Raw genomic sequence first — 21766 nt, forward strand, 5'->3', positions numbered from 1 at the left:
GCACCTATCCTATTGGCGAATATGACCATCACCAAATACCACGTACTTTTCGCTGGTCAAACCCAACAGACCCACGGGACCACGGGCATGGATTTTATCGGTCGATATACCAATCTCCGCGCCTAGGCCGTATTCAAAGCCATCAGCGAAGCGCGTTGAAGCATTGACCATCACAGAGCTGGAATCGACTGCCGCCAGAAAACGCCGTGCCCGGGTATAGTTTTCGGTCACGATGGCATCGGTATGATGCGAGCCATGGGTGTTGATGTGGGCCATCGCCTCCGTCATGGAATTTACGACGCGAATAGCGAGGATGGGAGCCAAGTACTCCGTGTCCCAATCTTCAGGGCTTGCAGGCAGACAGTCAATAATGGCTTGGGTGGCAGCACAACCACGCAATTCAACGCCTTTCTCGGCATAGTCTTGGGCCAACAATGGCAACAGCTGCACTGCGACAGCCGAGTGCACCAACAGGGTTTCCATCGCATTGCACACGCCGTAACGATGGGTTTTGGCATTCACAGCAATACTTTGCGCTTTGGCTAAATCGGCTTCAACATCAACATACACATGGCAAATGCCATCCAAGTGTTTGATCACAGGGACGCGAGCGTCATTAGCGATTCGCTCGATTAACCCCTTACCACCTCGGGGCACCAGCACATCGACGTATTCAGGCATACGGATCAATTCACCAACAATGGATCGATCCGTTTTATCAATGACCTGCACCGCGTGCTCAGGTAGTCCAGCGGCGGCGAGACCGGCTTGCACACAGGCAGCCAGAGCTTGATTGGAATGAATGGCTTCACTGCCGCCACGCAAAATCGCCGCGTTACCCGATTTCATGCATAGGGCTGCCGCTTCAATGGTGACATTAGGCCGCGACTCATAAATGATGCCGATCACCCCGAGCGGCACCCGCATCTTGCCGACCTGTATGCCAGACGGGCGATAATCCATACCGTTGATGGCTCCGACCGGGTCTTGCAGTGCCGCGACTTGGCGCAGGCCCTCGACCATTCCGGCAATGCGCTCCGGGTTCAGTGCCAAACGGTCTAACATGGCATCGGTTAAGCCGTTATCACGCCCCGCTACGAGGTCTTTCTGGTTTTCCGCCTGCAAGGTGGCTTGGTTCGCCATCAGGGCTTGCGCAATGTGCTCTAAGGCAGCATTTTTTTGCGCGGTTGTGGCGGTCATCATCACCGAGGACGCTTGACGGGCTTGTTGACCCACCAAACGGGTGTAGTTTTCAACGCTCATGCAGTTTCCAATCTTGTCGGTTTGAGAATGCGCCCAGTATACACCGCCTCTGCGTGAGATAAGAGCATAAAGGGCAAATTCCGCCGAAAATCAGCTGCGCATCCATTCATCCAAAACGCGCCGTAGGCCTCGTAATCGTTGCGCTAAGTCCAACTCTTGCAACAACGCCTGTTTCTGCACCTCCGACATAGGCAACCAACAACATAGAGTATTGAGAATATGTTCAGGTGACATCTGTTCAAGCGCCACATCCGGCACCAAGCTATCCAACAGCGGGTGTGTCTTCAATTCCGCCATAACCGCCATCAGGTCATCCAAGGGTTCATCGGCGGGCAGGCTGAGCACGTCGGCTTGATGAGCTATGCCCACCCACAGCCCGTCATCTTCCTGATGCGCCGATTCAATCCACACTTCGGCAGCCCCTTCTATGGTAATCCCCAGCAGCCCCCCCGGCAGTTGTTCAAAATCAACAATATGACAATGGCACCCTAAATCATGAAAGGCCACCGCTCGGCGACCGGAGCGGATTACCTCCTGCCCTTCTTGCAACAAAGTGATAACAAAGCCCGTGCCATCGCGGCTCGACTCCGACACCATGCGCAAATAACGCGGTTCGAAAATACGCAACGGCAGCCGACAACCGGGAAACATGGGTTGAGACAACGGAAAAATAGGTAGATGACGCTCTGTACTGTGCATAACATCCAGCATAAAGTTCAGGTGCATTGAGGATAGTACGAAGCATGGCGCGGCGCAAAGCACGACACTGAACTATACAAGGCTCAAAGACTTTCGCTACACTGGTGCAAATCAAAAGGATGCGGCATGACCACTTCAGCTTTTTCTGTTCCACAACGTTCTGTCCTAACGCTGAAAGGCAGTATGACGGCCTACGCGTTGTTGCAGCTTGCACCGCTGTGCAGTTTTGCCGACGCGTGTTCGGCTTTGGATGAACTGGTTAAAGATGACAGCTCAATGGCCTACGCGCCCTGCGTTTTGGCTTTTCCCGGCTGGGACCAACCGCCTGACTGGTTGCCTGAATGGTTGCAGGCTGTGCGTGCAGCGCAGTTGGTGCCTTTTGCGGTGCAATTTCAAACCGATGTATGGCGCCCGGTGATTCATGAACTGGGGCTGGCCGATCTGCCCGCGCCGGATGCCTCCGTGCGGCCACAAAAGCGCATTTCGGCCAATACGCGGCGCAGCGTGGTGGTCCGACAGCAGGTGCGTTCAGGCCAACAAATCTATGCGCGGGATGCGGACTTGATTATCATGGCGCCGGTCAGTGCTGGCGCGGAAGTCATGGCCGACTACAACATTCACGTATACGGGCCATTACGAGGCCGCGCCATGGCCGGGGTGCGCGGCTTTGATAAAGCGCAGATATTCTGCACAACACTGGAAGCCGAGCTGGTCGCCATCGCGGGTATTTATATGCTGCCAGATCAGTTTCCAGAAGCCACCCAACATATTCAAATTCATTTTCAAGACGATCAACTGGTGATTACCGGGGATACACCCGACCGTTGACGCAGTGACTTTTTAGGAGACACCCGAGTGGCAAAAATTATTGTGGTCACGTCCGGAAAAGGTGGCGTGGGGAAAACCACCACCAGCGCTGCCATCAGCATGGGCTTAGCCAAAGCTGGGCATAAAACGGTCGTTATCGATTTTGACATTGGCTTACGTAACCTGGACATTATCATGGATTGCGAGCGTCGAGTCGTGTTCGACTTCGTGAACGTTATTCAAGGTGAAGCACGCTTGAATCAGGCCCTGATCAAAGACAAGCGTTGTGACAACCTCTTTATTCTTCCTGCGTCTCAAACCAAAGATAAAGATGCTTTGACTCGAGTTGGCGTTGAGCAAGTGCTGAACGACTTGAGTGCCGACTTTGAATTCATTGTCTGTGACTCACCAGCGGGTATCGAAGGCGGCGCGATGATGGCCATGTATTTTGCCGACGAAGCCATTGTGGTGACCAACCCTGAAGTATCTTCCGTACGCGATTCCGACCGCATCATTGGCATGCTGCAAAGCAAAAGCCGACGGGCAGAACAAAACGAACCACCTATTAAAGAATACTTACTGATCACCCGTTATAACCCGGAGCGGGTAGGCCGTGGTGATATGCTCAGCGTTGCGGATGTGGAAGAAATTCTGGCCAGTAAATTGATTGGTGTTATCCCGGAAAGTGACGCCGTGCTGCGCGCCTCCAACCAGGGTGTACCGGTTATTCTAGATACCGAAAGTTCGGCCGGACAAGCCTATGCCGATGTGGTTGCCCGCTTACTGGGTGAGGATAAAGCAATGCGCTTCACGGAAGTGGAACGCAAAGGCTTGCTCAAACGCATGTTTGGCGGCTAACAGGGGGATTTATGTCATTATTTGGATTATTTAAAGATACCTCGCGTGCGCCGACAGCATCGCTCGCGAAAGAGCGCCTCAAAGTGATCGTCGCGCATGAGCGGCAACAGCGCACACAGCCGGACTATTTGCCCGCCATGCAGAATGAGATTTTGGCGGTTATTCGTAAATACATTCCCATTGAATCAGACGACGTAAACATTCAAATCGAGAACGAAGGGCAGGTCTCTATTCTCGAGTTGAACGTGACCTTGCCACAATAGAGCAATGCCACAACAACACGCCACCGTCGTCAAAAATGAAGACGGTTTTTTACGCCGCTATTCAGCGGCGAGGTCGTCCAAATAACGCTCGGCATCCAGCGCCGCCATACAGCCGGTACCGGCTGACGTGATCGCTTGACGGTAGATGTGATCACTCACATCACCCGCCGCAAACACGCCGGGAATGGACGTTTGGGTCGCGTTGCCTTCGGTGCCACTGTGCACGGTTAAATAGCCGCCTTTCATTTCAAGCTGGCCTTCAAATAACTGCGTATTGGGCTTGTGGCCGATGGCAATGAACACGCCATCCACAGTTAAGTCTTTAACTTCGCCGGTTTTAACGCCTTTCACCGCCACGCCGGTAACGCCCATGGCGTCACCCTTTACTTCTTCCAACACATGATCCCAAAGAATCTCGACGTTACCCGTGCGCGCCTTTTCCATTAAGCGGTCGGCCAGAATCTTTTCCGATCGGAAACTATTGCGGCGGTGAATGACCGTTACCTTGCTGGCAATGTTTGACAAATAGAGCGCTTCTTCGACCGCCGTATTGCCGCCACCGACCACACAGACCGGCTTGTTCCGATAAAAGAAACCGTCACAGGTTGCGCAGGCAGATACCCCTTTACCCATAAAGGCTTCTTCGCTGGGCATGCCCAAATACTGCGCACTGGCGCCAGTGGCAATGATCAATGCATCACAAGTGTATTCAGCTTGATCGCCAATCAGTTTGAAGGGGCGCTGTTGCAATTCCGCCGTGTGAATATGGTCAAAGATGATCTCGGTATCAAAACGCTCGGCATGCGCCTTCATGCGTTCCATCAAGGCAGGGCCTTGCAGACCTTCAACGTCACCTGGCCAATTGTCCACTTCAGTCGTGGTCGTCAATTGCCCGCCCATTTGCATACCCGTGATCACAACCGGGTTAAGATTCGCGCGCGCCGCGTAGACGGCAGCGGTATATCCGGCCGGGCCAGAGCCTAAAATCAATAATTTTACGTGTCGGGTCGTTGCCATAATCTTGAAGGTCCCTAATTAAATGTGCTGCTATAGATGGGGGCACATTCTACCGACACAAGCACCGGGAAGACAAAGATTCTACGTTAATGCGGCTAATAGGAAAGCTCAATCAGCTATGAAATAACCATAATGCAAGAACGGCCACTGCCCACCATTGCCAACGAATCCAGACAAAGGTGCGCCAGAGGTCGTGCCACGTAAAATCATCCTGCACCCGACTGAGAAACCGCAGGCACCAGTCATACAACGATGCAGGACGAGTACCATAAATCACCAAACTGCGCTGCAGCGCCGGTTTCGACTTTTTCATCATCCCCCAGTGAAAACCCGCCAACTGCGCGGTGGTGAGATTAAACCATCGGTTCAACGATGACCGATAGGGCAACACCCCAAAACGCAACCACCACAAAACAATCACACCACTGATGCCAAACAGCGCCAGTAAAGGCAACGGCATAAAATAGCGACGAATACTGCGTGCCAAGCGTTCTGCTCCCTCATCCACCGTGTTGGCAATCTCGTTCCCCAGTGGCTGCCCGGCGAACAAGAACAGCAATACAGAGGTTACCGCCAACGCTTGAACAACGCCCTGCGCAAACCACAACATCCATGACACAATCCCCGCCCAGATGAACATCAACCACGGGTAACGTTGACGCAGCTTCACCAGCCCTTGGGACATGGGGTACACTAGCCCGCTCATGGGCTGCCAGCGCACCAAAAATGTACTGATGACGAGCGCCAGCCCAATCACATAAGATCCTCTGTACCGTTCATTCAGGAAACCCATTGTATGAAATTGCTCAGCGTACCCTACGCCGACCGTCTGCGTAAGCACATAGATGCCACAGTCGCTTTTGCATTACAAGAAGACCTGGAAGACATTGGGGATGTCACTGCCGAGCTGGTACCCGCCGAGCAAATCGTCACCGCCAATATCATTGCCCGCGAAGCCGCCGTATTTTGTGGTCGCGCTTGGTTGGATACCGTGTTCAAACAACTGGACAGTCGGGTAGATATTCGCTGGCATTGCATGGATGGCGACGAGCTTTCGCCCGACCAAGTGGTGTGTACGCTAGAAGGCCCGGCGCGCAGCTTATTAACCGGCGAACGCACGGCCCTGAATTTTATGCAAACGCTGTCGGGCACTGCCACGCTGGCACGCCAATACGCCAACGCCGCGCAACCGCATCGGGTTACCGTACTGGATACTCGAAAAACGTTACCTGGTCTACGCTTGGCGCAGAAATACGCCGTATTTGTCGGCGGCTGCCAGAACCACCGCCTAGGGCTGTACGATGCTTACCTGATTAAAGAAAACCACATCACGGCGGCAGGCGGCATCTGGGCGGCCATCGAACGCGCGCAAGCACTCCGCACCAGTCAGTTGATTATCGTGGAAGTGGAGACCTTTGCCGAATACCTGCAAGCCATTGAAGCCGGCGCCGACCGCATTATGCTGGATGAAGTCTCGTCCGAGGACTTACACAAGATACTGGCGCGGAATGACGATATACCGTTGGAATCGTCAGGAAATTTTGATTTAGCACGGGTAGAGCAAACCAAAACGCCCTTCGTGTCGGTCGGTGCACTGACCAAACACGTAAGGGCGGTGGATTTTTCTATGCGGGTGAGCTAGCGCATCAACACGACTCGCTCTCCGTTGCATCTCAATTACAGCACAACATCCTGTACTGCAGCATCAGGATTGGTCGGAGTTCCTCGAACGATGTCTCCAAAGTCAACATCAGCGATAGCAACTGCAGCATCAGCTGCATCAACAATTACAATTGAGCTGCAAGCCGTTGCAGCACCTGCCACGGGAGTACCATCAGCCTGATATTGGTTCGGAAAAAGCTGGTTAATTGGCTGTGGCGCAAGTAGCGTGTCATTTAATACGGATCCAATCGATGCGGCAAAATTACGCACATCATTCAGACAGGCGCGCGCGTTCGCGTTAATCGTATAGTTCTGATACTGCGGGATCGCTACGACTGCCAAGATACCAATGATCGCTACCACAATCATCAATTCGATCAAGCTAAAGCCTTTTTGCATGCTTTTCATTTTTATGTTTCTCCAACAGTGAAGTGGTGTGTGGACAGGCGACACCGCGACACGCAACGCCTAACCTATCCATGGTTGGCAATCTACCGTAACTTTTTCCTCACGACCAGTACCGAATGTCAAAACTGTGAGCCATTCGCTGTTTTTGCGGAATAAGGGTCTTTTTCTCGGCGCCGTCCATGCCATAATGTGCACGCAGGTTTGATGAACCGCCCACGACAATAACAAGGCCACTTTGCAGAGAACTCAGGCATCATGACCACCACCTTTTCCGGCATGAACAAACGCTTAGCCGAACACAATCTGGTTACCCAGGATGTGTTGTTGGATGCACAAAAAGCAGCCGCACAGGATAAGGTGTCGGTGATCACCTACTTGGTGCAACACGGCCTGGCCAACCCCACCGACTTGGCGACGTTAGCGTCGGACGAACTCGGCGTACCAGTATTTGATTTACGTGCTTTCGATGCAGAACAGTTACCACGTGATCTCGTGGACCTAACGCTACTGCAAAAACACCGTGCTCTCCCCTTGGTAAAACGTGGCAACCGATTGTTTATCGCGGTATCGGACCCGACATCGCTCAAGGCGCTCGAAGAAATTCGTTTTGCGACCGGGCTCAGTACCGAGCTGGTGATTGTTGAAGACGATATTTTGGGTGAACTGCTCGACAAAATGGCCGACACCGGGGCTACCGACCTCACCGATTTCGACGATGGTGAGTTCGAGGAGCTGGACGTCATTGATACAGAAAAAGATGCCCAGGAGCAGCCGGTCGCCGGCGGGACGGACGATGCACCGGTAGTACGTTTTGTTCAGCAAATGCTGTTGAGCGCGATCAAAAAAGGCGCTTCCGACCTGCATTTTGAACCCTACGAGCGCAGCTTCCGGGTGCGTTTTCGCGTCGATGGCATTCTGCAAACCATGTCCAAACCGCCGATTCAGCTTGGCCCACGTATTGCCGCCCGGTTAAAGATCTTGTCGAACATGGACATATCGGAGCGGCGCGTGCCCCAAGACGGGCGCATCAAATTACGCATTTCGCGCAATAAAGCCATCGACTTCCGGGTGAACACGCTACCGACCTTGTTCGGTGAAAAAATTGTGTTGCGGATTCTCGATCCTTCCAGCGCAAAGCTCGGCATTGATGCCTTGGGGTATGAAGAACACCAGAAGGCGATCTACCTGGAGGCGTTAGCCAAGCCACAAGGTATGATATTGGTCACCGGCCCGACAGGCTCGGGAAAAACCGTCTCACTGTACACCGGCTTGAACATTGTGAATCAGGACGGGGTGAATATTTCCACCGCCGAAGACCCGGTTGAAATCAACCTGGAAGGCATTAACCAGGTGAACGTTAATCCCAAGGTGGGACTGGACTTTGCCGCCGCCCTGCGGTCGTTTCTGCGCCAAGACCCGGACATCATCATGGTAGGCGAGGTGCGCGATCTGGAAACAGCATCCATTGCCATTAAGGCAGCCCAGACCGGCCACATGGTCATGTCGACCTTGCACACCAACAGCGCAGCTGAAACCTTAACGCGGTTGTTAAATATGGGCGTGCCTTCGTTTAACCTGGCCACCACCATTAATGTGATCATTGCCCAGCGGCTGGCGCGCAAGCTGTGTAATGCGTGTAAAAAGCCCGCAGATATACCTGCCGAAGCCTTGCGTGAACAAGGGTTTGATGACGAATTAATCCAACGTGCCACCCTGTTTCAACCGGTAGGATGCCCCAGTTGTACCAAAGGCTACAAAGGCCGCGTAGGGGTTTATGAAGTGGTGCGCGTAACACCTCGTATTGCCCGCTTGATCATGGAGGGCGGCAATGCCATCGACCTGGATACGGCTATGCGTGAAGAAGGCTTTCCCAGCTTGCGCCAGTCAGGGTTATTGAAAGCGGCTGAAGGTATCACCAGTTTGGAAGAAATTAACCGAGTGACCGTTGATCACTGATGCAATGGTCATCCACTCACATCAATATGGACTACTCAGGTTTAATGCATGGCTAAGAAAAGCAGCACCTTTGAATACAGCGGGGTCGACCGCAAAGGGAAACCCACCAAGGGCATCATACTGCAAGAAAGCCTTGCCATGGCCCGTGCCGAGTTGCGCAAGCAAGGCATTCAGGTCAAAAGACTGGCTAAGCAACGCGACCCGATCTCGTTCGGCAACACCCAGATCACCAATGAAGACATTGCACAATTTACCCGCCAGATGGCAATAATGATGCGTGCGGGCGTGCCGCTCATGAGTTCATTCGACATCGTCGCCAACGGTGTGAGTAAACAAACCATGCGGCGTTTAGTGCTGGACATTAAATCTCGCGTATCCAGCGGTGGCACCCTAGCCGAAGCCTTGCGCCACAATCCGAAATACTTTGATGACCTCTACTGCAACCTAACAGAAGCGGGTGAACAAGCCGGTGCTTTGGAGACCATGCTGTCGCGCATTGCGCTCTATAAAGAGAAATCCGAAGCCCTGAAGAAAAAGATCAAAAAAGCCGTCACTTACCCAATTTTTGTCTTGATCTTTGCGGTTATCGTAACGGTCGTATTGCTCTGGAAAGTGGTGCCGGTATTCGCGGGTATGTTTCAAGGCTTTGGCGCCGACCTTCCCGCGTTAACCCAAACCGTGGTGGCGATGTCGGAATGGGTACAAAGTAATATAGCGCTGATGTCACTCAGCATCATCGGTGGCGCCGTTGCGTTTTACTTGGGGATGAAACGTTCGTTGGCATTTCGTCACCGTATCCAGCGCATACTCGTGCGCACTCCCATCATGGGAGGGTTAGTACGCACCAGTGCCATTGCACGCTATGCCCGTACACTCGCCACGACCTTTGCGGCCGGTGTCCCCCTAGTGGACGCACTCAACTCGGCATCGGGAGCCTCCGGCAATATCGTTTTTGCCGAAGCCATTCAAGCGGTTCGTCAGGAAGTCTCCTCCGGTACGGAACTGAATCAAAGTATGGCTCGGCAAAAAGTATTTCCACCCATGTTGGTGCAAATGGTCGCCATTGGTGAAAATGCCGGTTCGCTGGACGACATGCTCAATCGCGCCGCCAATATCTACGAAGAAGAGGTTGATAACCGGGTTGATGCCCTAACCGCCCTGATTGAACCCGCCATCATGGCATTTTTAGCCATTGTGGTGGGCGGCCTTCTCATAGCCATGTATATGCCTATTTTCATGATGGGATCGGTCATGTGATGGGAATCTACTTTGACGCTCTCAGTGCTTTTCCGATGCTTTACTACAGCTTGGCTCTGCTATTTGGTCTGTGCATAGGTAGCTTTTTAAACGTGGTGATTTACCGCTTGCCCATCATGCTTGAACAAAGCTGGCGTCAAGAAGCCAAAAGCGTGCTGGAATTACCGGCTGATCAGCCCACCCCAACCCGCTACAACCTCTCCACGCCAGCTTCGAGCTGCCCGCACTGCGGGCACCAAATTCGTTGGTTCGAGAACATTCCTCTGCTCAGCTATCTGGCATTGCGCGGACGCTGCAGCCAGTGCGCCAACAAAATCAGCGTGCGCTACCCCCTGGTCGAGGTCGTTACGGCAGGTTTAACGGTTTTCCTTGCCATGGCGACTGAGCCTTCCTTGGCTGTGCTGGCTTGGATGGTGTTCTTGTGGAGCTTAATCGCCTTGACCGGCATCGACCTGGATACCCAGCTTTTACCGGATCAGATCACGTTGCCCTTGCTGTGGCTGGGGCTGCTAGCCAGCCTCACAGGCATAACCGAGACACCTCTGGACGCCGCGGTGCTCGGAGCCATACTGGGTTATCTTTCGTTATGGTCGATCTACCATATTTTCCGACTCCTCACGGGTAAGGAGGGTATGGGCTATGGTGACTTTAAACTCTTTGCGGCGTTTGGTGCCTGGTTCGGCTGGACCGCCTTGCCGGTAATTATTCTCTTGTCATCCTTGGTTGGCGCTGTCGTGGGCATCTGTATGATGGTGCTGTTGGGCCGTGATCGTCAGTTGCCGATCGCCTTTGGCCCTTACCTCTGTGGCGCGGCGCTGGTGTACTTTTTCTGGGGAGACTGGCTGGTGAGCACCTACATGTCTTGGGCGATGGGCTAATGACCAAACCACCTGTTGTGGGCCTTACGGGTGGCATTGGCTCGGGCAAAACGGCCGTGAGCGACTATTTGCGTGATACGCTTGGCGTAACCATTGTCGATGCCGACGTGATCGCACGTGATGTGGTGGCGCCGGGACAACCGGCCTTTAATGCCATTGTCCAACGTTTCCCGGATGCGTTGAAGGTTGATGGCACATTGAACCGCGCCTGGTTACGCGCTCATGTATTGCCCGATGACGATGCGCGTCATTGGTTGGAATCTGTAACGCACCCTGCTATTCGGGAAGTAATAGAAAAACAACTCCAGACTGCTCCACCGCCTTACCCTGTATTGGTTTCACCACTTTTGTTTGAAAGTGGGCAGGCATTATTGTGCGACTATGTCGCCGTGGTGGATGCCCAAGAGCAGCAGCAAATTGCGCGTACCAGTCGCCGTGATGGCAATGACGAAGAGCTTATTCGCACCATAATGGCCAAACAATGGCCACGTCAACGTCGGCTGGAAAATGCCGACTACATCATAGACAATACCAGCTCGTTAGAATCCTTGCAGAAAGCGACGCTGGCCTTCCACCAGCACATACTCGCCAAGTTTTGACAACAGCACAGCGTTGATTACCACACAGATTTGATGACCACAAAGCGTTGAGGAAAATCCTGTTTATGGCCGCACCCGAAGTAAAATGTCCCACCTGCAACAAACCCGTGCAGTGGACCAAAGAGGCTAAATTTCGTCCGTTTTGCTGCCACCGTTGCCGGATGATTGACTTAGGTGACTGGGTGACCGAAGGCCATAAGATACCGGGTGAACGGGCCGTGGATGAGATGATGTCGGAAGAGCTCGCGGCCGAGTTGTTGCGTCAGGCCGACAAACCGTAAATCGGCTAGGAAGCGGTGCGTAACCGCTCGATGATTTCAATATTGGCGGCCGGGAATTCTTCAGCCTTCAAGGCGTCAAAGTGAAGCCAAAACACCTCTTGACCTTCATTACCATGTGGTTCTCCGTGAAAATCCGCTAATTTCACCACCAATAAGCGCACCTGTTTATCACCATAATCATGCGTGATCGACAACCAAGGCTTAATATTATCGGGCACAGTCAGGTGAACATTCACCTCTTCAAGAAATTCCCGCTTTAGTGCCGCCCCCAAGGCCTCACCCGCCTCAACCTTGCCGCCTGGAAATTCCAGCTTACCGCCTTGATGCAAATGGTCAGGGCGACGTGCCAATAACACGCGCCCGTCGGCATCAATCAGGACACCTACCGCAACATCAATCTGCTTCAAGAACGATAATCCGCATTGATGGAGACATACTCATGGCTCAGGTCGGTGGTCCATACCGTTTCGGAGGCCACACCACACCCCATGTGAATATGAATGCTGAACGCATCTTGCGCAAACACGGCGGCGCCTTGCTCTTCGGCGTAGGATGGGCTTTTTTGGCCCTGTTTGACCAACAACACATCATCCAGCCAGATATCGACCCCCGCCAAATCAAAGGGCTCGATGGGTGCCCGCCCAACGGCGGCTAGAATGCGCCCCCAATTGGCATCACTGGCGGACATGGCGGTTTTTACCAGTGGCGAGTGTGCGACCGTGTAAGCGACATCGAGCGCTTCTTGCTGCGTACGCGCCGAATGCACTTGAATCGCCACGAACTTGGTTGCTCCTTCACCATCGCGCACGATCTGATGCGCAAGCTCTAGCATCAAGGTTTCCATAGCCGCGACAAACCGTGACCAATGGGGATGCGCTGGCGACAATGCCACCCCAGACTTTGCCGTGGCGACTAAAACGCAGGCGTCGTTCGTGGAGGTATCACCATCCACGGTAATCCGATTGAAACTTTGCTCTGCGGTCTGCGTCAGTAAGGCTTGAAGATCGGCTTGCGCCACTGCTGCATCGGTAGCGACAAACCCTAACATGGTCGCCATATTAGGTTTGATCATGCCAGACCCTTTGCTGATACCGGTCAACGTAACATTGGTTCCGTCCAGGTCCAATACAATGCTGTGCCCTTTGGCTCGTGTGTCCGTCGTCATGATGGCATGTGCAGCGCTGTGCCAGTCACTTTCGCCCAAATGCTCCACAGTACCCGGAATGGCAGACAGCAAGCGGTCCATCGGTAGATATTCGCCAATAACACCCGTTGAAAAAGGCAGTACTTGTTCGGCAGAAAGCCCTAATGTGGATGCAACCGCTGTGCACGTCTGTAACGCATCAGCCATGCCGCGCTCACCGGTACCGGCGTTCGCATTACCCGTATTAATGACCAGTGCACGTATAGAATTGTGCGCTAAATGGCGCTTTGCCAAGGTAACCGGAGCGGCACAAAACTGATTCTGTGTAAAAACTGCAGCAATAGTCGACCCCTCATCCAATGCCATCACCGTGAGGTCGAGTTTGCCCGGTTTTTTTATACCCGCCGAGCCGATGGCTAAGGTAACACCGGGAACCGCTAATAAAGGGGTAGAAATGCCAACGCCGACAGCCATAAATTACCTCGAATAGTTCCCATAAATCCAATAGCACTTAAAGGAGCATCTAAATGCCTCAGAGGCGAAAAGCTGGCTGGGCAAATATGTCCGAGAATGCGCAGTTTACTGTACGTAAATGAGCATTTTGAGGCCATTTTTAACAACACCAGCTTAAGAAAAAGAGGCTTTTAGGTGTTCCCTTTAGGCTAGCTTGCCATGACAGTGCTTATACTTCTTACCCGAACCACAAGGACAAGACTCATTACGCCCTACCTTTGGCACGGCATCGGCGTCGGCCGAATCATTGCCTTGCGCCAACGCTTCCGCTTGTTGCTTCTGCAGTACTTGCAAGGCTTTTTGCTGCTCAGCACGTCTACGGTCCATTTCTTCCACTTCTTCGCGGCTACGAACCTGCACATGCGAGAGTAACTTGATGGCTTCACGCTTCACTTGCTCCAACATCTCTTGGAACAAAATAAAGGCTTCGCGTTTGTACTCTTGCTTCGGATTCTTCTGCGCGTAACCACGCAAATGGATACCTTGACGCAATTGATCCATGGCGTAGAGGTGTTCTTTCCACAGCTGGTCCAATACCTGCAACATCACCTGCTTTTCAAATTGACGCAACGCATCCGCACCTGCAACATCCTGTTTAGCACGATAGGCTGTAACGATTTCGTCCAACACCTGTTTGCGGATGCTTTTTTCATCCATATGGTCGTTACTGTCCAACCACGACTGAATCGGCAACTGCACCGCAAAAGCCGTCTGCAGATGGGCCGTTAGGCCAGCAATGTCCCACTGTTCGGACAAGCTTTGTGGCGGGATAAATTCATCAATGGCCGCGTTCACGACATCGTTGCGGATGTTGTCGATGATCTCGGTAAGATCCTCTTCGTCCATCAGTTCGTCGCGCTGCTGGTAGACCACGGTACGTTGATCATTAGCCACATCATCATATTCCAGTAATTGCTTACGAATATCGAAGTTGCGGTTTTCAACTTTGCGTTGCGCTTTTTCAATGGCATTGCTGACCATTTTGGCTTCTAAGGCTTCACCCTTATCCATGCCTAAACCTTGCATGATGGATTTCATGCGGTCAGACATAAAGATGCGCATGAAATTGTCTTCCAGCGACAAGTAGAAGCGCGAAGAACCAGGGTCGCCCTGACGTCCGGACCGACCACGCAACTGATTGTCAATACGACGTGACTCGTGCCGTTCGGTGCCAATAATATGCAAACCACCAGCGGCTAAAACCGCATCATGGCGCTCTTGCCAGGCTGCTTTGATCGCTGCTACTTGCTCGGCGCTCGGGTTTTCGAGTGCCTTTACTTCAGATTCCCAATTACCACCCAATACGATGTCGGTTCCCCGGCCGGCCATGTTGGTGGCAATGGTTACCGCGCCTGCACGTCCGGCATCAGCAATGATTTGTGCTTCGTTGGCGTGGTTTTTGGCGTTCAACACATTATGTTTTATGCCTTCTTTGGTCAGAGCATCAGAAATACGCTCTGAGGCTTCAACAGACGCCGTTCCGACCAGCACTGGACGACCGCTTTTCACACAGGCTTGAATGTCTTTAATCACCGCTTGGTATTTTTCGGCTTCCGACATGTAGACCAAATCGTTATGGTCAATACGCGTAACCTGACGGTTCGTCGGGATTACCACGACATCCAAACCGTAAATTTGGTTCAACTCAAACGCTTCGGTATCTGCCGTGCCCGTCATACCGGAGAGCTTACTGTACAAACGGAAGTAGTTCTGGAAGGTGGTGGAGGCGAGCGTTTGATTCTCGCGCTGAATGGGCAACCCTTCTTTGGCCTCAATGGCTTGGTGCAGGCCTTCACTCCAACGCCGCCCCGGCATGGTACGGCCGGTATGTTCATCGACAATGACAACGTCTTTGTCTTGGACGATGTAATCTACGTTGCGTTGAAAAAGATTGTGCGCCCGCAACGCGGCATGCGCGTGATGCAGTAATGTCAGGTTTTGTGGTGAATACAACGACTCGCCTTCTTGCAACAGGCCTGCGTCGATCAGCATGGACTCCAGACGCTCGTGGCCCTGTTCAGTCAGCTCCACCAAACGGTCTTTTTCGTCTATTTTAAAATCGCCTGCCTGCTCTTCAACACCTTCCTCTGCGGGAATATGGCGTTTGAGCTTTGGGATCAATTTATTCAGTTGAATGTACTTATCGGAACTGTCTTCTGCCGGACCAGAAATGATTAACGGCGTACGTGCTTCGTCAATCAAAATCGAATCGACTTCGTCTACCACCGCGAAAACATGCCCGCGCTGATACTTGTCTTCTTTGCGGAAGGCCATGTTATCCCGCAAGTAGTCAAAGCCCATTTCGTTGTTGGTGCCATAGGTGATGTCGCACTGATACGCAGCACGCTTTTCCTCTGGCGGTTGTTGACCGCGCACAATACCGACAGTCAGGCCGAGGAATTCGTACAGCGGGCGCATCCAGTTGGCATCGCGCGCGGCCAGATAATCGTTGACCGTCACGATGTGAACGCCTTCGCCTGCCAGCGCATTCAAATAGGCAGCCAAGGTCGCCACCAGGGTCTTACCTTCACCGGTTTTCATCTCGGCCACTTTGCCGCTGTGCAACACCATTCCGCCGATGAGCTGAACATCGAAATGGCGCATGCCCATAACTCGCTTACTGGCTTCACGGCATACCGCAAAGGCTTCCGGTAACAGGGCATCTAAGGTTGCACCACCCGAATAGCGAGCTTTCAAGTCTGCCGTTTTGGCTTGCAATCCAGCATCATCCAAGGCGGCAATATCCGCTTCTAATTGATTGATCTGGTGAACGATTTTATTAAGGCGCTTGATCTCGCGCTCGTTTTTACTGCCGACAAGTTTTCTGGCTAACTGAGTAAACATGACACTCTTTCTGATAAAAAATTAATTGGCGTTACTATACCAGAGTTATCAAGGATTTAGGCATGTTCTGTTGCGGGAAATTGGTGCAGAAATAGCGTAAAAAAGACCGTTAATAGCGACCACATTCGAACAAAGGCCGCTTTAACGAAAGCGGCGTGTTAGTTCATCCGGCGGGTAATGTAAGGCGCCGGGTCTACAGCCCGACCGTTCAGGAAGACTTCAAAATGTACGTGCGGCGCCGTCGAACGGCCCGTTGACCCCAGCGTAGCAATAGGCTGACCTTTCTCAACAATATCACCTACGTTCACCAACAACTCCTTATTGTGCGCATAACGGGTCACATAGCCACCGCCATGATTGATATCGACCGTATTGCCATAACCACCGCGATCACCACTGTAGACCACGACACCTGAGGCAACCGACATGACATCGATACCTTGGCGACCCGCAAAATCGAGCCCGTTATGCCATGTGATGCGGCCGGTAAACGGATCCGTACGATAACCGAAACGAGAGCTCATCCACGAGCCTGAACCGACCGGTCGGCCTGCGACAAAGGTTTGCGCATCAATATTGCGATTTTGCAGAACGGATTCAAGGATGGACAACTGGTAACTGCGGCTTACGATGTGATCGTCTAACTGGTCAAGCGCTTCCGTGAAGGAGGGTGGCCGATAGGCCATGCCTTCAGAACTCAACTCTGGCCCGCCGACCCCCGGAACCATGGTAAAGTCGAATTCGCCATCTTGCAGCCCCGCCACTTCAACCAAGCGCTCACCGAGTGCATCGACCCGGGTCAACCGAGCTTGCAACTCTGCCACCCGAACGGTGAGGGCATCGAGCTGTTCATACGTCAGACGGGACACTTTTTCTACTTCAGCCTTCTGGCTCTGGATTTCACTCTCCCACTGACTCATGGCATCGCGGCTTAACGCCATCTCATGGATCGGCGCGCCAACACGATACCCACCGTAAAAAGCACTACCCAACAGCACAACAAAGGCAGGCAAGACCAACTTACCTAACCAACGCGGAATGTGTGTAGAGCTGCCATGGCGGCGGCTGACAAGAATAATATCCATAATCGTTACTTTCTTATGCTTCTAAGCCAAAACAGGTCGGTATGAAATCGGCGCTGCTTCAGGAGAATCGAACGTCATGTATTCCCATGTTTCGGGATGACAGATCAACTCCCGCAACAGTAAATTATTCAACCCGTGGCCTGATTTCTCAGCGATAAAATGCCCAATCAAGCTGTGACCCAACAGATAGAGGTCACCCACAGCGTCCAGAATCTTATGTTTAACGAATTCGTCTTCATAACGCAATCCATCTTCATTCAATACCCGATACTCGTCCATGGCAATAGCGTTGTTGAAGTTAGCACCTAAGGCCAGATTGTTCGCACGCAAGTACTCGAAATCACGCATGAAACCGAATGTTCGGGCCCGACTGATTTCTTTGACAAAGGTAGACGACGAAAATTCCAAGCTGGCAAATTGGCTGGCTGTGGTAAAAGCAGGATGATCAAACTGGATCTTAAAGCTGATTTTGAATCCGTCATAAGGTTCGAAGCGCGCGACGCGGTCACCGTCTCGCACTTCGATTGGCCGGATGATGCGAATGTATTTCTTCGCCGCATCTTGTTCGGCTATACCGGCTGATTGCAACAAAAAGACAAAGGGTCCTGCACTGCCATCCATGATCGGCACTTCAGCCGCACTGACATCGACATATACATTATCAATGCCAAGGCCAGCCAAAGCGGACAGCAAGTGTTCTACCGTATCGACACGCACATCGCCCTTCATCAAGGTGGTGGACAATGTGGTGTCGCCAACATTCTGTGCGAATGCTTGAATCTCTACTTCTGGATCAAGGTCTGTCCGACGAAAGACAATCCCTGTGTCCACGGGAGCGGGACGAAGCGTCAAAAAGACCTTCTCTCCAGAATGTAACCCTACGCCCGTCGCTTTGATGGCGTTTCTTAGGGTACGTTGCTTCACCATGTTGTTGGAATCCTAGTTTAAATTGTGACAAATGCTAATGTGCGTAGATCATAGCAGATAGTCAAGGATTCCAAAAATACAAAGTGTTAATCAGCCTGACGGCGTAAGAACGCCGGAACGTCAAGCAAATCATCCATTCCATGCGACTTTGCGCCGGTATTTTGACTTTTTACGGTCTCATCACGGCGACGCATGACCGTTGGACGGTCCAGTTTCTGGTAATTCGTTTCGACTTTTTTACGCGTATTGTCGACCGCGATGACCGGTTTCTCATCACGCTCACCAATACCCGTCGCCACCACGGTTACCCGAATCTCATCCGTCAACTCTGGATCGATCGCCGTACCGATAACAATCGTCGCGTCTTCAGCGGCAAATTCTTCAATGATTTCACCGACCGTTTCATATTCCCGTAAGCCCAAGCTAACGCCTGCGGTAATATTCACCAGAACACCACGCGCGCCGCGCAAATCAACATCTTCCAACAGCGGCGATTTAATCGCGGCTTCGGCGGCCTTCAAAGCACGGCCTTCGCCGCGTGCAATACCGGCACCCATCATCGCCATACCCATTTCTGCCATGACAGTACGAACGTCTGCGAAGTCAACGTTGATCTTACCTTGGCGAATGATCAGGTCAGAAATACCCTGAACCGCATTCAACAAGACGTTATCAGCTTCAGCAAACGCATCAAGCAGACTCACATCCTCAGACATCGCGGTCAGCAATTTTTGGTTCGGGATGCAAATCAATGAATCCACGTGCTGGCGCAAAGCGTCAATGCCTGCGTCGGCCAATTTCATGCGCCGACGGCCTTCGAATTTGAACGGCTTGGTCACCACACCAACGGTCAAAATGCCCAATTCTTTTGCGACTTCAGCCACTATGGGTGCTGCCCCGGTACCTGTACCACCACCCATGCCAGCGGTAACGAACACCATGTCAGAACCTTGCAAGGCTTCTACAATTTTGTCGCGGTCTTCCAGCGCCGACTGCCGTCCCACTTCAGGGTTAGCGCCTGCACCCAAACCTTTGGTTAAGGCGCCGCCCAATTGCAACACCGTGGCACCATCAAGTACGTCCAAGGCTTGCGCATCGGTGTTCGTGCAGATGAATTGCACGCCCGGCACCTGATTGGTGGTCAGCATGTGCTGCACGGCATTGCAACCGCCGCCGCCAACGCCAATCACTTTGATGACAGCTTGATTGGGTGATGATTCCACTAAGGTGAACATATCGCCCGATGTCATTGACTTTTCATATTCAGCCATTTTCCCCGCTCCTCTTCTATCCATTAGAAATTGTGTTTGACCATATCTTTAAAGCGCGTAAACCAACCAGCTTGTTGCTTTTGCGCCCGTTTCTTCTTTTTACTGCCCTGCAATTCCAATTGCTGTAATCCATGCAACAGCAATCCAACCCCCGTTGAGAACACGGGGCTCTGTACGACATCAATTAACCCTGTAACACCGGTGGGGTAGGCCAACCGAACCGGCATATGAAACACCTCTTCGGCCAGCTCCACCGCTCCTTCCATGCGAGACGTACCGCCCGTCAGCACAATACCCGCCGGAATCATCTCTTCGTAGCCACTGCGCCGCAGCTCTGCTTGAATCAACGAAAAGAGTTCTTCATAACGTGGCTCCACCACCTCGGCCAGCGCTTGGCGGGACAGTTCCCGCGGTGGTCGGTCACCCACGCTGGGCACCTTGATGGACTCATGAGCACCCGCCAGTTGCGCCAGGGCACAGGCATACTTGACTTTGATTTCTTCAGCGTGCTGCGTTGGCGTCGCAAACGCCATGGCGATGTCATTTGTCACTTGATCACCAGCAATCGGGATGACGGCGGTGTGCCGGATAGCGCCTTCGGTAAAGATGGCAATATCGGTTGTTCCGCCGCCGATATCGACCATACACACACCCAACTCTTTTTCATCGGCCGTGAGCACGGCATAGCTGGATGCCAGTTGTTCCAAGATGATCTGATCCACCTCCAGACCACAACGGCGCACACACTTTTCGATGTTCTGCACGGCGTTTTCGGCGGCGGTCACCAAGTGCACCTTGGCTTCCAAACGCACGCCCGACATGCCGAAGGGCTCTTTAATGCCTTCTTGGTTATCGATGACGTATTCTTGCGGCAAGATGTGCAAAATTTTCTGATCTGCGGGTATGGCGATGGCTTGCGCGGCATCGATCACCCGCTCGACGTCTGCCTCCTGCACTTCTTTGTCGCGGATTGCCACAATGCCATTGCTGTTGTGGCTGCGAATATGACTGCCCGCGATTCCCACATGCACGGAGTGAATGTCACAACCCGACATCAATTCCGCTTCTTCAATGGCCCGCTGAATCGATTGCACGGTGGATTCAATGTTCACCACCACGCCTTTCTTCATGCCATATGCCGGATGTGAACCCAAGCCGACGACCTCTAAACCGCCGTCCGCCGTCACCAGTCCGACAATGGCAACCACCTTAGACGTACCAATGTCCAGGCTGACAATCAACTCGCCTTTGTGCGCTGAACTCATACTGTTTCTCCCACTCCTGCTTCCGTTTTCCATTGCACTGCTACCCCAAATTGGTACCGCGCATCCATGACGGCAATGGCCCCCGGTTCGGCTCGGTTATCTAAATCACCTAAAACCCGCGCCACTCGGCGCGCGCGCTGTAAAATATCCTGGCGTCCTAGATAGACCACGACGCCATTGTCTAAATACACGGTCCAAGCACCGCGTTCGGCCAGTTCCAGTGCCGTTATGCGCTGCCCCATCAAACTGAACATTTGGCTGAATTGCAGATAGTTGGTCATTACGGTGACCGACTGCCCATCAGGCCCCGCCAGACGAGGCAAATCAAACACCAAGTCGCTTGGCCCAAACACATCACCGCGACTGTTGATAAACGCCTCATCATTCCAATACGCCAGCGGTGTTTGCTCACGCACCGCGATGGCGATCTGATCCGGCCAACGTCTTGTCACCGTCGCTTGCGCCACCCATGGCAATGTAGCGAGATGCGCCTCAACCGCATGCAACTCTACCCGCCAAAAACTGATGTCTTGAAACGGTTGCAGCATAGCCATCAACTCACTTTCATCCTGAAACAACAGATCGGACTCCAAAGACCACTGCACCCGTTCCGGCGACAACCCGCGCACGGCAAACACCACCAAAGCAATCGCACAGACGGCGCAGGCGCCCAACACGAAAGGACGCAAACGTAACCAGTCGAACGACGGCAAACGCACGCTTAGCGTGGGCCACTGGCGCCGAACGGTTGCTCCCCGACGTGTCATTC

21 protein-coding genes and 1 pseudogene are annotated in these 21766 nt (G+C 52.7%); 9 read left to right on the forward strand and 13 right to left on the reverse strand.

The window, feature by feature from the left end; genetic code table 11:
- Positions 1–9: 9 nt before the first annotated feature.
- Positions 10–1263 carry a glutamate-5-semialdehyde dehydrogenase gene (locus ACFOSD_RS01035; RefSeq protein WP_380694527.1) on the reverse strand — a complete coding sequence of 418 codons (1254 nt, stop codon included), beginning with the start codon at positions 1261–1263 and terminating at the stop codon, positions 10–12.
- Between the two features lie 90 nt (positions 1264–1353).
- On the reverse strand, positions 1354–1989 hold the full coding sequence (locus tag ACFOSD_RS01040; RefSeq protein WP_380694525.1) for an LON peptidase substrate-binding domain-containing protein: 636 nt from the start codon (positions 1987–1989) through the stop codon (positions 1354–1356).
- Between the two features lie 99 nt (positions 1990–2088).
- Between ACFOSD_RS01040 and minC the strand changes: the two genes are divergently transcribed.
- Genes minC through minE form a run of 3 tightly spaced genes read left to right on the forward strand, consistent with a single transcriptional unit; the run spans position 2089 to position 3890 of the window.
- Positions 2089–2790 (forward strand): septum site-determining protein MinC, encoded by a 702-nt coding sequence (minC, locus tag ACFOSD_RS01045; protein ID WP_380694523.1) that lies wholly within the window; start codon positions 2089–2091, stop codon positions 2788–2790.
- A gap of 27 nt (positions 2791–2817) precedes the next feature.
- Complete coding sequence (gene minD, locus ACFOSD_RS01050) at positions 2818–3627, forward strand: septum site-determining protein MinD (protein WP_380694521.1); 810 nt, start codon at positions 2818–2820, stop codon at positions 3625–3627.
- Positions 3628–3638: 11 nt separating this feature from the next.
- The gene (gene minE, locus ACFOSD_RS01055) at positions 3639–3890 is read left to right on the forward strand and encodes a cell division topological specificity factor MinE (RefSeq protein ID WP_380694519.1); all 252 of its coding nucleotides are present in this window, start codon (positions 3639–3641) and stop codon (positions 3888–3890) included.
- Positions 3891–3947: 57 nt separating this feature from the next.
- On the opposite strand, the gene trxB is transcribed toward minE, so the two are convergent.
- Both trxB and ACFOSD_RS01065 read right to left on the reverse strand, forming a co-directional pair.
- Complete coding sequence (gene trxB, locus ACFOSD_RS01060) at positions 3948–4907, reverse strand: thioredoxin-disulfide reductase (protein WP_380694517.1); 960 nt, start codon at positions 4905–4907, stop codon at positions 3948–3950.
- Positions 4908–5019: 112 nt separating this feature from the next.
- A complete protein-coding gene (locus ACFOSD_RS01065; RefSeq protein WP_380694515.1) occupies positions 5020–5700 on the reverse strand; it encodes a hypothetical protein in 681 nt (226 codons plus the stop codon).
- 3 nt (positions 5701–5703) lie between these two features.
- On the opposite strand from ACFOSD_RS01065, the gene nadC reads away from it, so the two are divergent.
- On the forward strand, positions 5704–6549 hold the full coding sequence (nadC, locus tag ACFOSD_RS01070; protein ID WP_380694513.1) for a carboxylating nicotinate-nucleotide diphosphorylase: 846 nt from the start codon (positions 5704–5706) through the stop codon (positions 6547–6549).
- A 322-nt stretch (positions 6550–6871) separates the two neighbouring features.
- Here nadC and ACFOSD_RS01075 read toward each other — a convergent pair.
- Positions 6872–6977, reverse strand: a pseudogene (locus ACFOSD_RS01075) (pilin); the annotation flags it as partial.
- Positions 6978–7232: 255 nt separating this feature from the next.
- On the opposite strand from ACFOSD_RS01075, the gene pilB reads away from it, so the two are divergent.
- From pilB to yacG, 5 genes are all read left to right on the forward strand, one after another.
- Positions 7233–8933 (forward strand): type IV-A pilus assembly ATPase PilB, encoded by a 1701-nt coding sequence (pilB, locus tag ACFOSD_RS01080; protein ID WP_380694511.1) that lies wholly within the window; start codon positions 7233–7235, stop codon positions 8931–8933.
- Positions 8934–8981: 48 nt separating this feature from the next.
- Positions 8982–10190, forward strand: coding sequence for a type II secretion system F family protein (locus ACFOSD_RS01085; RefSeq protein WP_380694509.1), 1209 nt, complete (start codon positions 8982–8984; stop codon positions 10188–10190).
- Positions 10190–11068 (forward strand): prepilin peptidase, encoded by an 879-nt coding sequence (locus ACFOSD_RS01090; protein WP_380694507.1) that lies wholly within the window; start codon positions 10190–10192, stop codon positions 11066–11068. The genes ACFOSD_RS01085 and ACFOSD_RS01090 overlap by 1 nt, the downstream gene beginning before the upstream one ends.
- Entirely contained in the window at positions 11068–11667 is a 600-nt protein-coding gene (coaE, locus tag ACFOSD_RS01095; RefSeq protein WP_380694505.1) for a dephospho-CoA kinase, read from the forward strand. The genes ACFOSD_RS01090 and coaE overlap by 1 nt, the downstream gene beginning before the upstream one ends.
- A 65-nt stretch (positions 11668–11732) precedes the next feature.
- Positions 11733–11948: a DNA gyrase inhibitor YacG gene (gene yacG, locus ACFOSD_RS01100; protein WP_380694503.1), complete on the forward strand. Its 216-nt coding sequence runs from the start codon at positions 11733–11735 to the stop codon at positions 11946–11948.
- 5 nt (positions 11949–11953) lie between these two features.
- Here yacG and mutT read toward each other — a convergent pair whose 3' ends face one another.
- From mutT to ACFOSD_RS01140, 8 genes are all read right to left on the reverse strand, one after another.
- Positions 11954–12355 (reverse strand): 8-oxo-dGTP diphosphatase MutT, encoded by a 402-nt coding sequence (gene mutT / locus ACFOSD_RS01105; RefSeq protein ID WP_380694501.1) that lies wholly within the window; start codon positions 12353–12355, stop codon positions 11954–11956.
- Complete coding sequence (gene argJ, locus ACFOSD_RS01110) at positions 12352–13566, reverse strand: bifunctional glutamate N-acetyltransferase/amino-acid acetyltransferase ArgJ (RefSeq protein WP_380694499.1); 1215 nt, start codon at positions 13564–13566, stop codon at positions 12352–12354. The genes mutT and argJ overlap by 4 nt, the downstream gene beginning before the upstream one ends.
- Positions 13567–13749: 183 nt before the next feature.
- Entirely contained in the window at positions 13750–16449 is a 2700-nt protein-coding gene (secA, locus tag ACFOSD_RS01115) for a preprotein translocase subunit SecA (protein WP_380694497.1), read from the reverse strand.
- A gap of 158 nt (positions 16450–16607) precedes the next feature.
- Positions 16608–17534, reverse strand: a complete 927-nt coding sequence (locus tag ACFOSD_RS01120) for a M23 family metallopeptidase (RefSeq protein WP_380694496.1) — start codon at positions 17532–17534, stop codon at positions 16608–16610.
- A 21-nt stretch (positions 17535–17555) separates the two neighbouring features.
- Complete coding sequence (gene lpxC, locus ACFOSD_RS01125) at positions 17556–18461, reverse strand: UDP-3-O-acyl-N-acetylglucosamine deacetylase (protein ID WP_380694495.1); 906 nt, start codon at positions 18459–18461, stop codon at positions 17556–17558.
- 86 nt (positions 18462–18547) lie between these two features.
- The gene (gene ftsZ, locus ACFOSD_RS01130; RefSeq protein WP_380694974.1) at positions 18548–19696 is read right to left on the reverse strand and encodes a cell division protein FtsZ; all 1149 of its coding nucleotides are present in this window, start codon (positions 19694–19696) and stop codon (positions 18548–18550) included.
- 59 nt (positions 19697–19755) lie between these two features.
- Positions 19756–20997 carry a cell division protein FtsA gene (ftsA, locus tag ACFOSD_RS01135; protein ID WP_380694493.1) on the reverse strand — a complete coding sequence of 414 codons (1242 nt, stop codon included), beginning with the start codon at positions 20995–20997 and terminating at the stop codon, positions 19756–19758.
- A complete protein-coding gene (locus ACFOSD_RS01140; protein WP_380694491.1) occupies positions 20994–21764 on the reverse strand; it encodes a cell division protein FtsQ/DivIB in 771 nt (256 codons plus the stop codon). Before ACFOSD_RS01140 ends, ftsA begins: the two co-directional genes overlap by 4 nt.
- Positions 21765–21766 lie beyond the last annotated feature (2 nt).

The organism is Salinispirillum marinum, from assembly GCF_042650105.1.
Lineage (GTDB): Bacteria > Pseudomonadota > Gammaproteobacteria > Pseudomonadales > Natronospirillaceae > Salinispirillum > Salinispirillum marinum.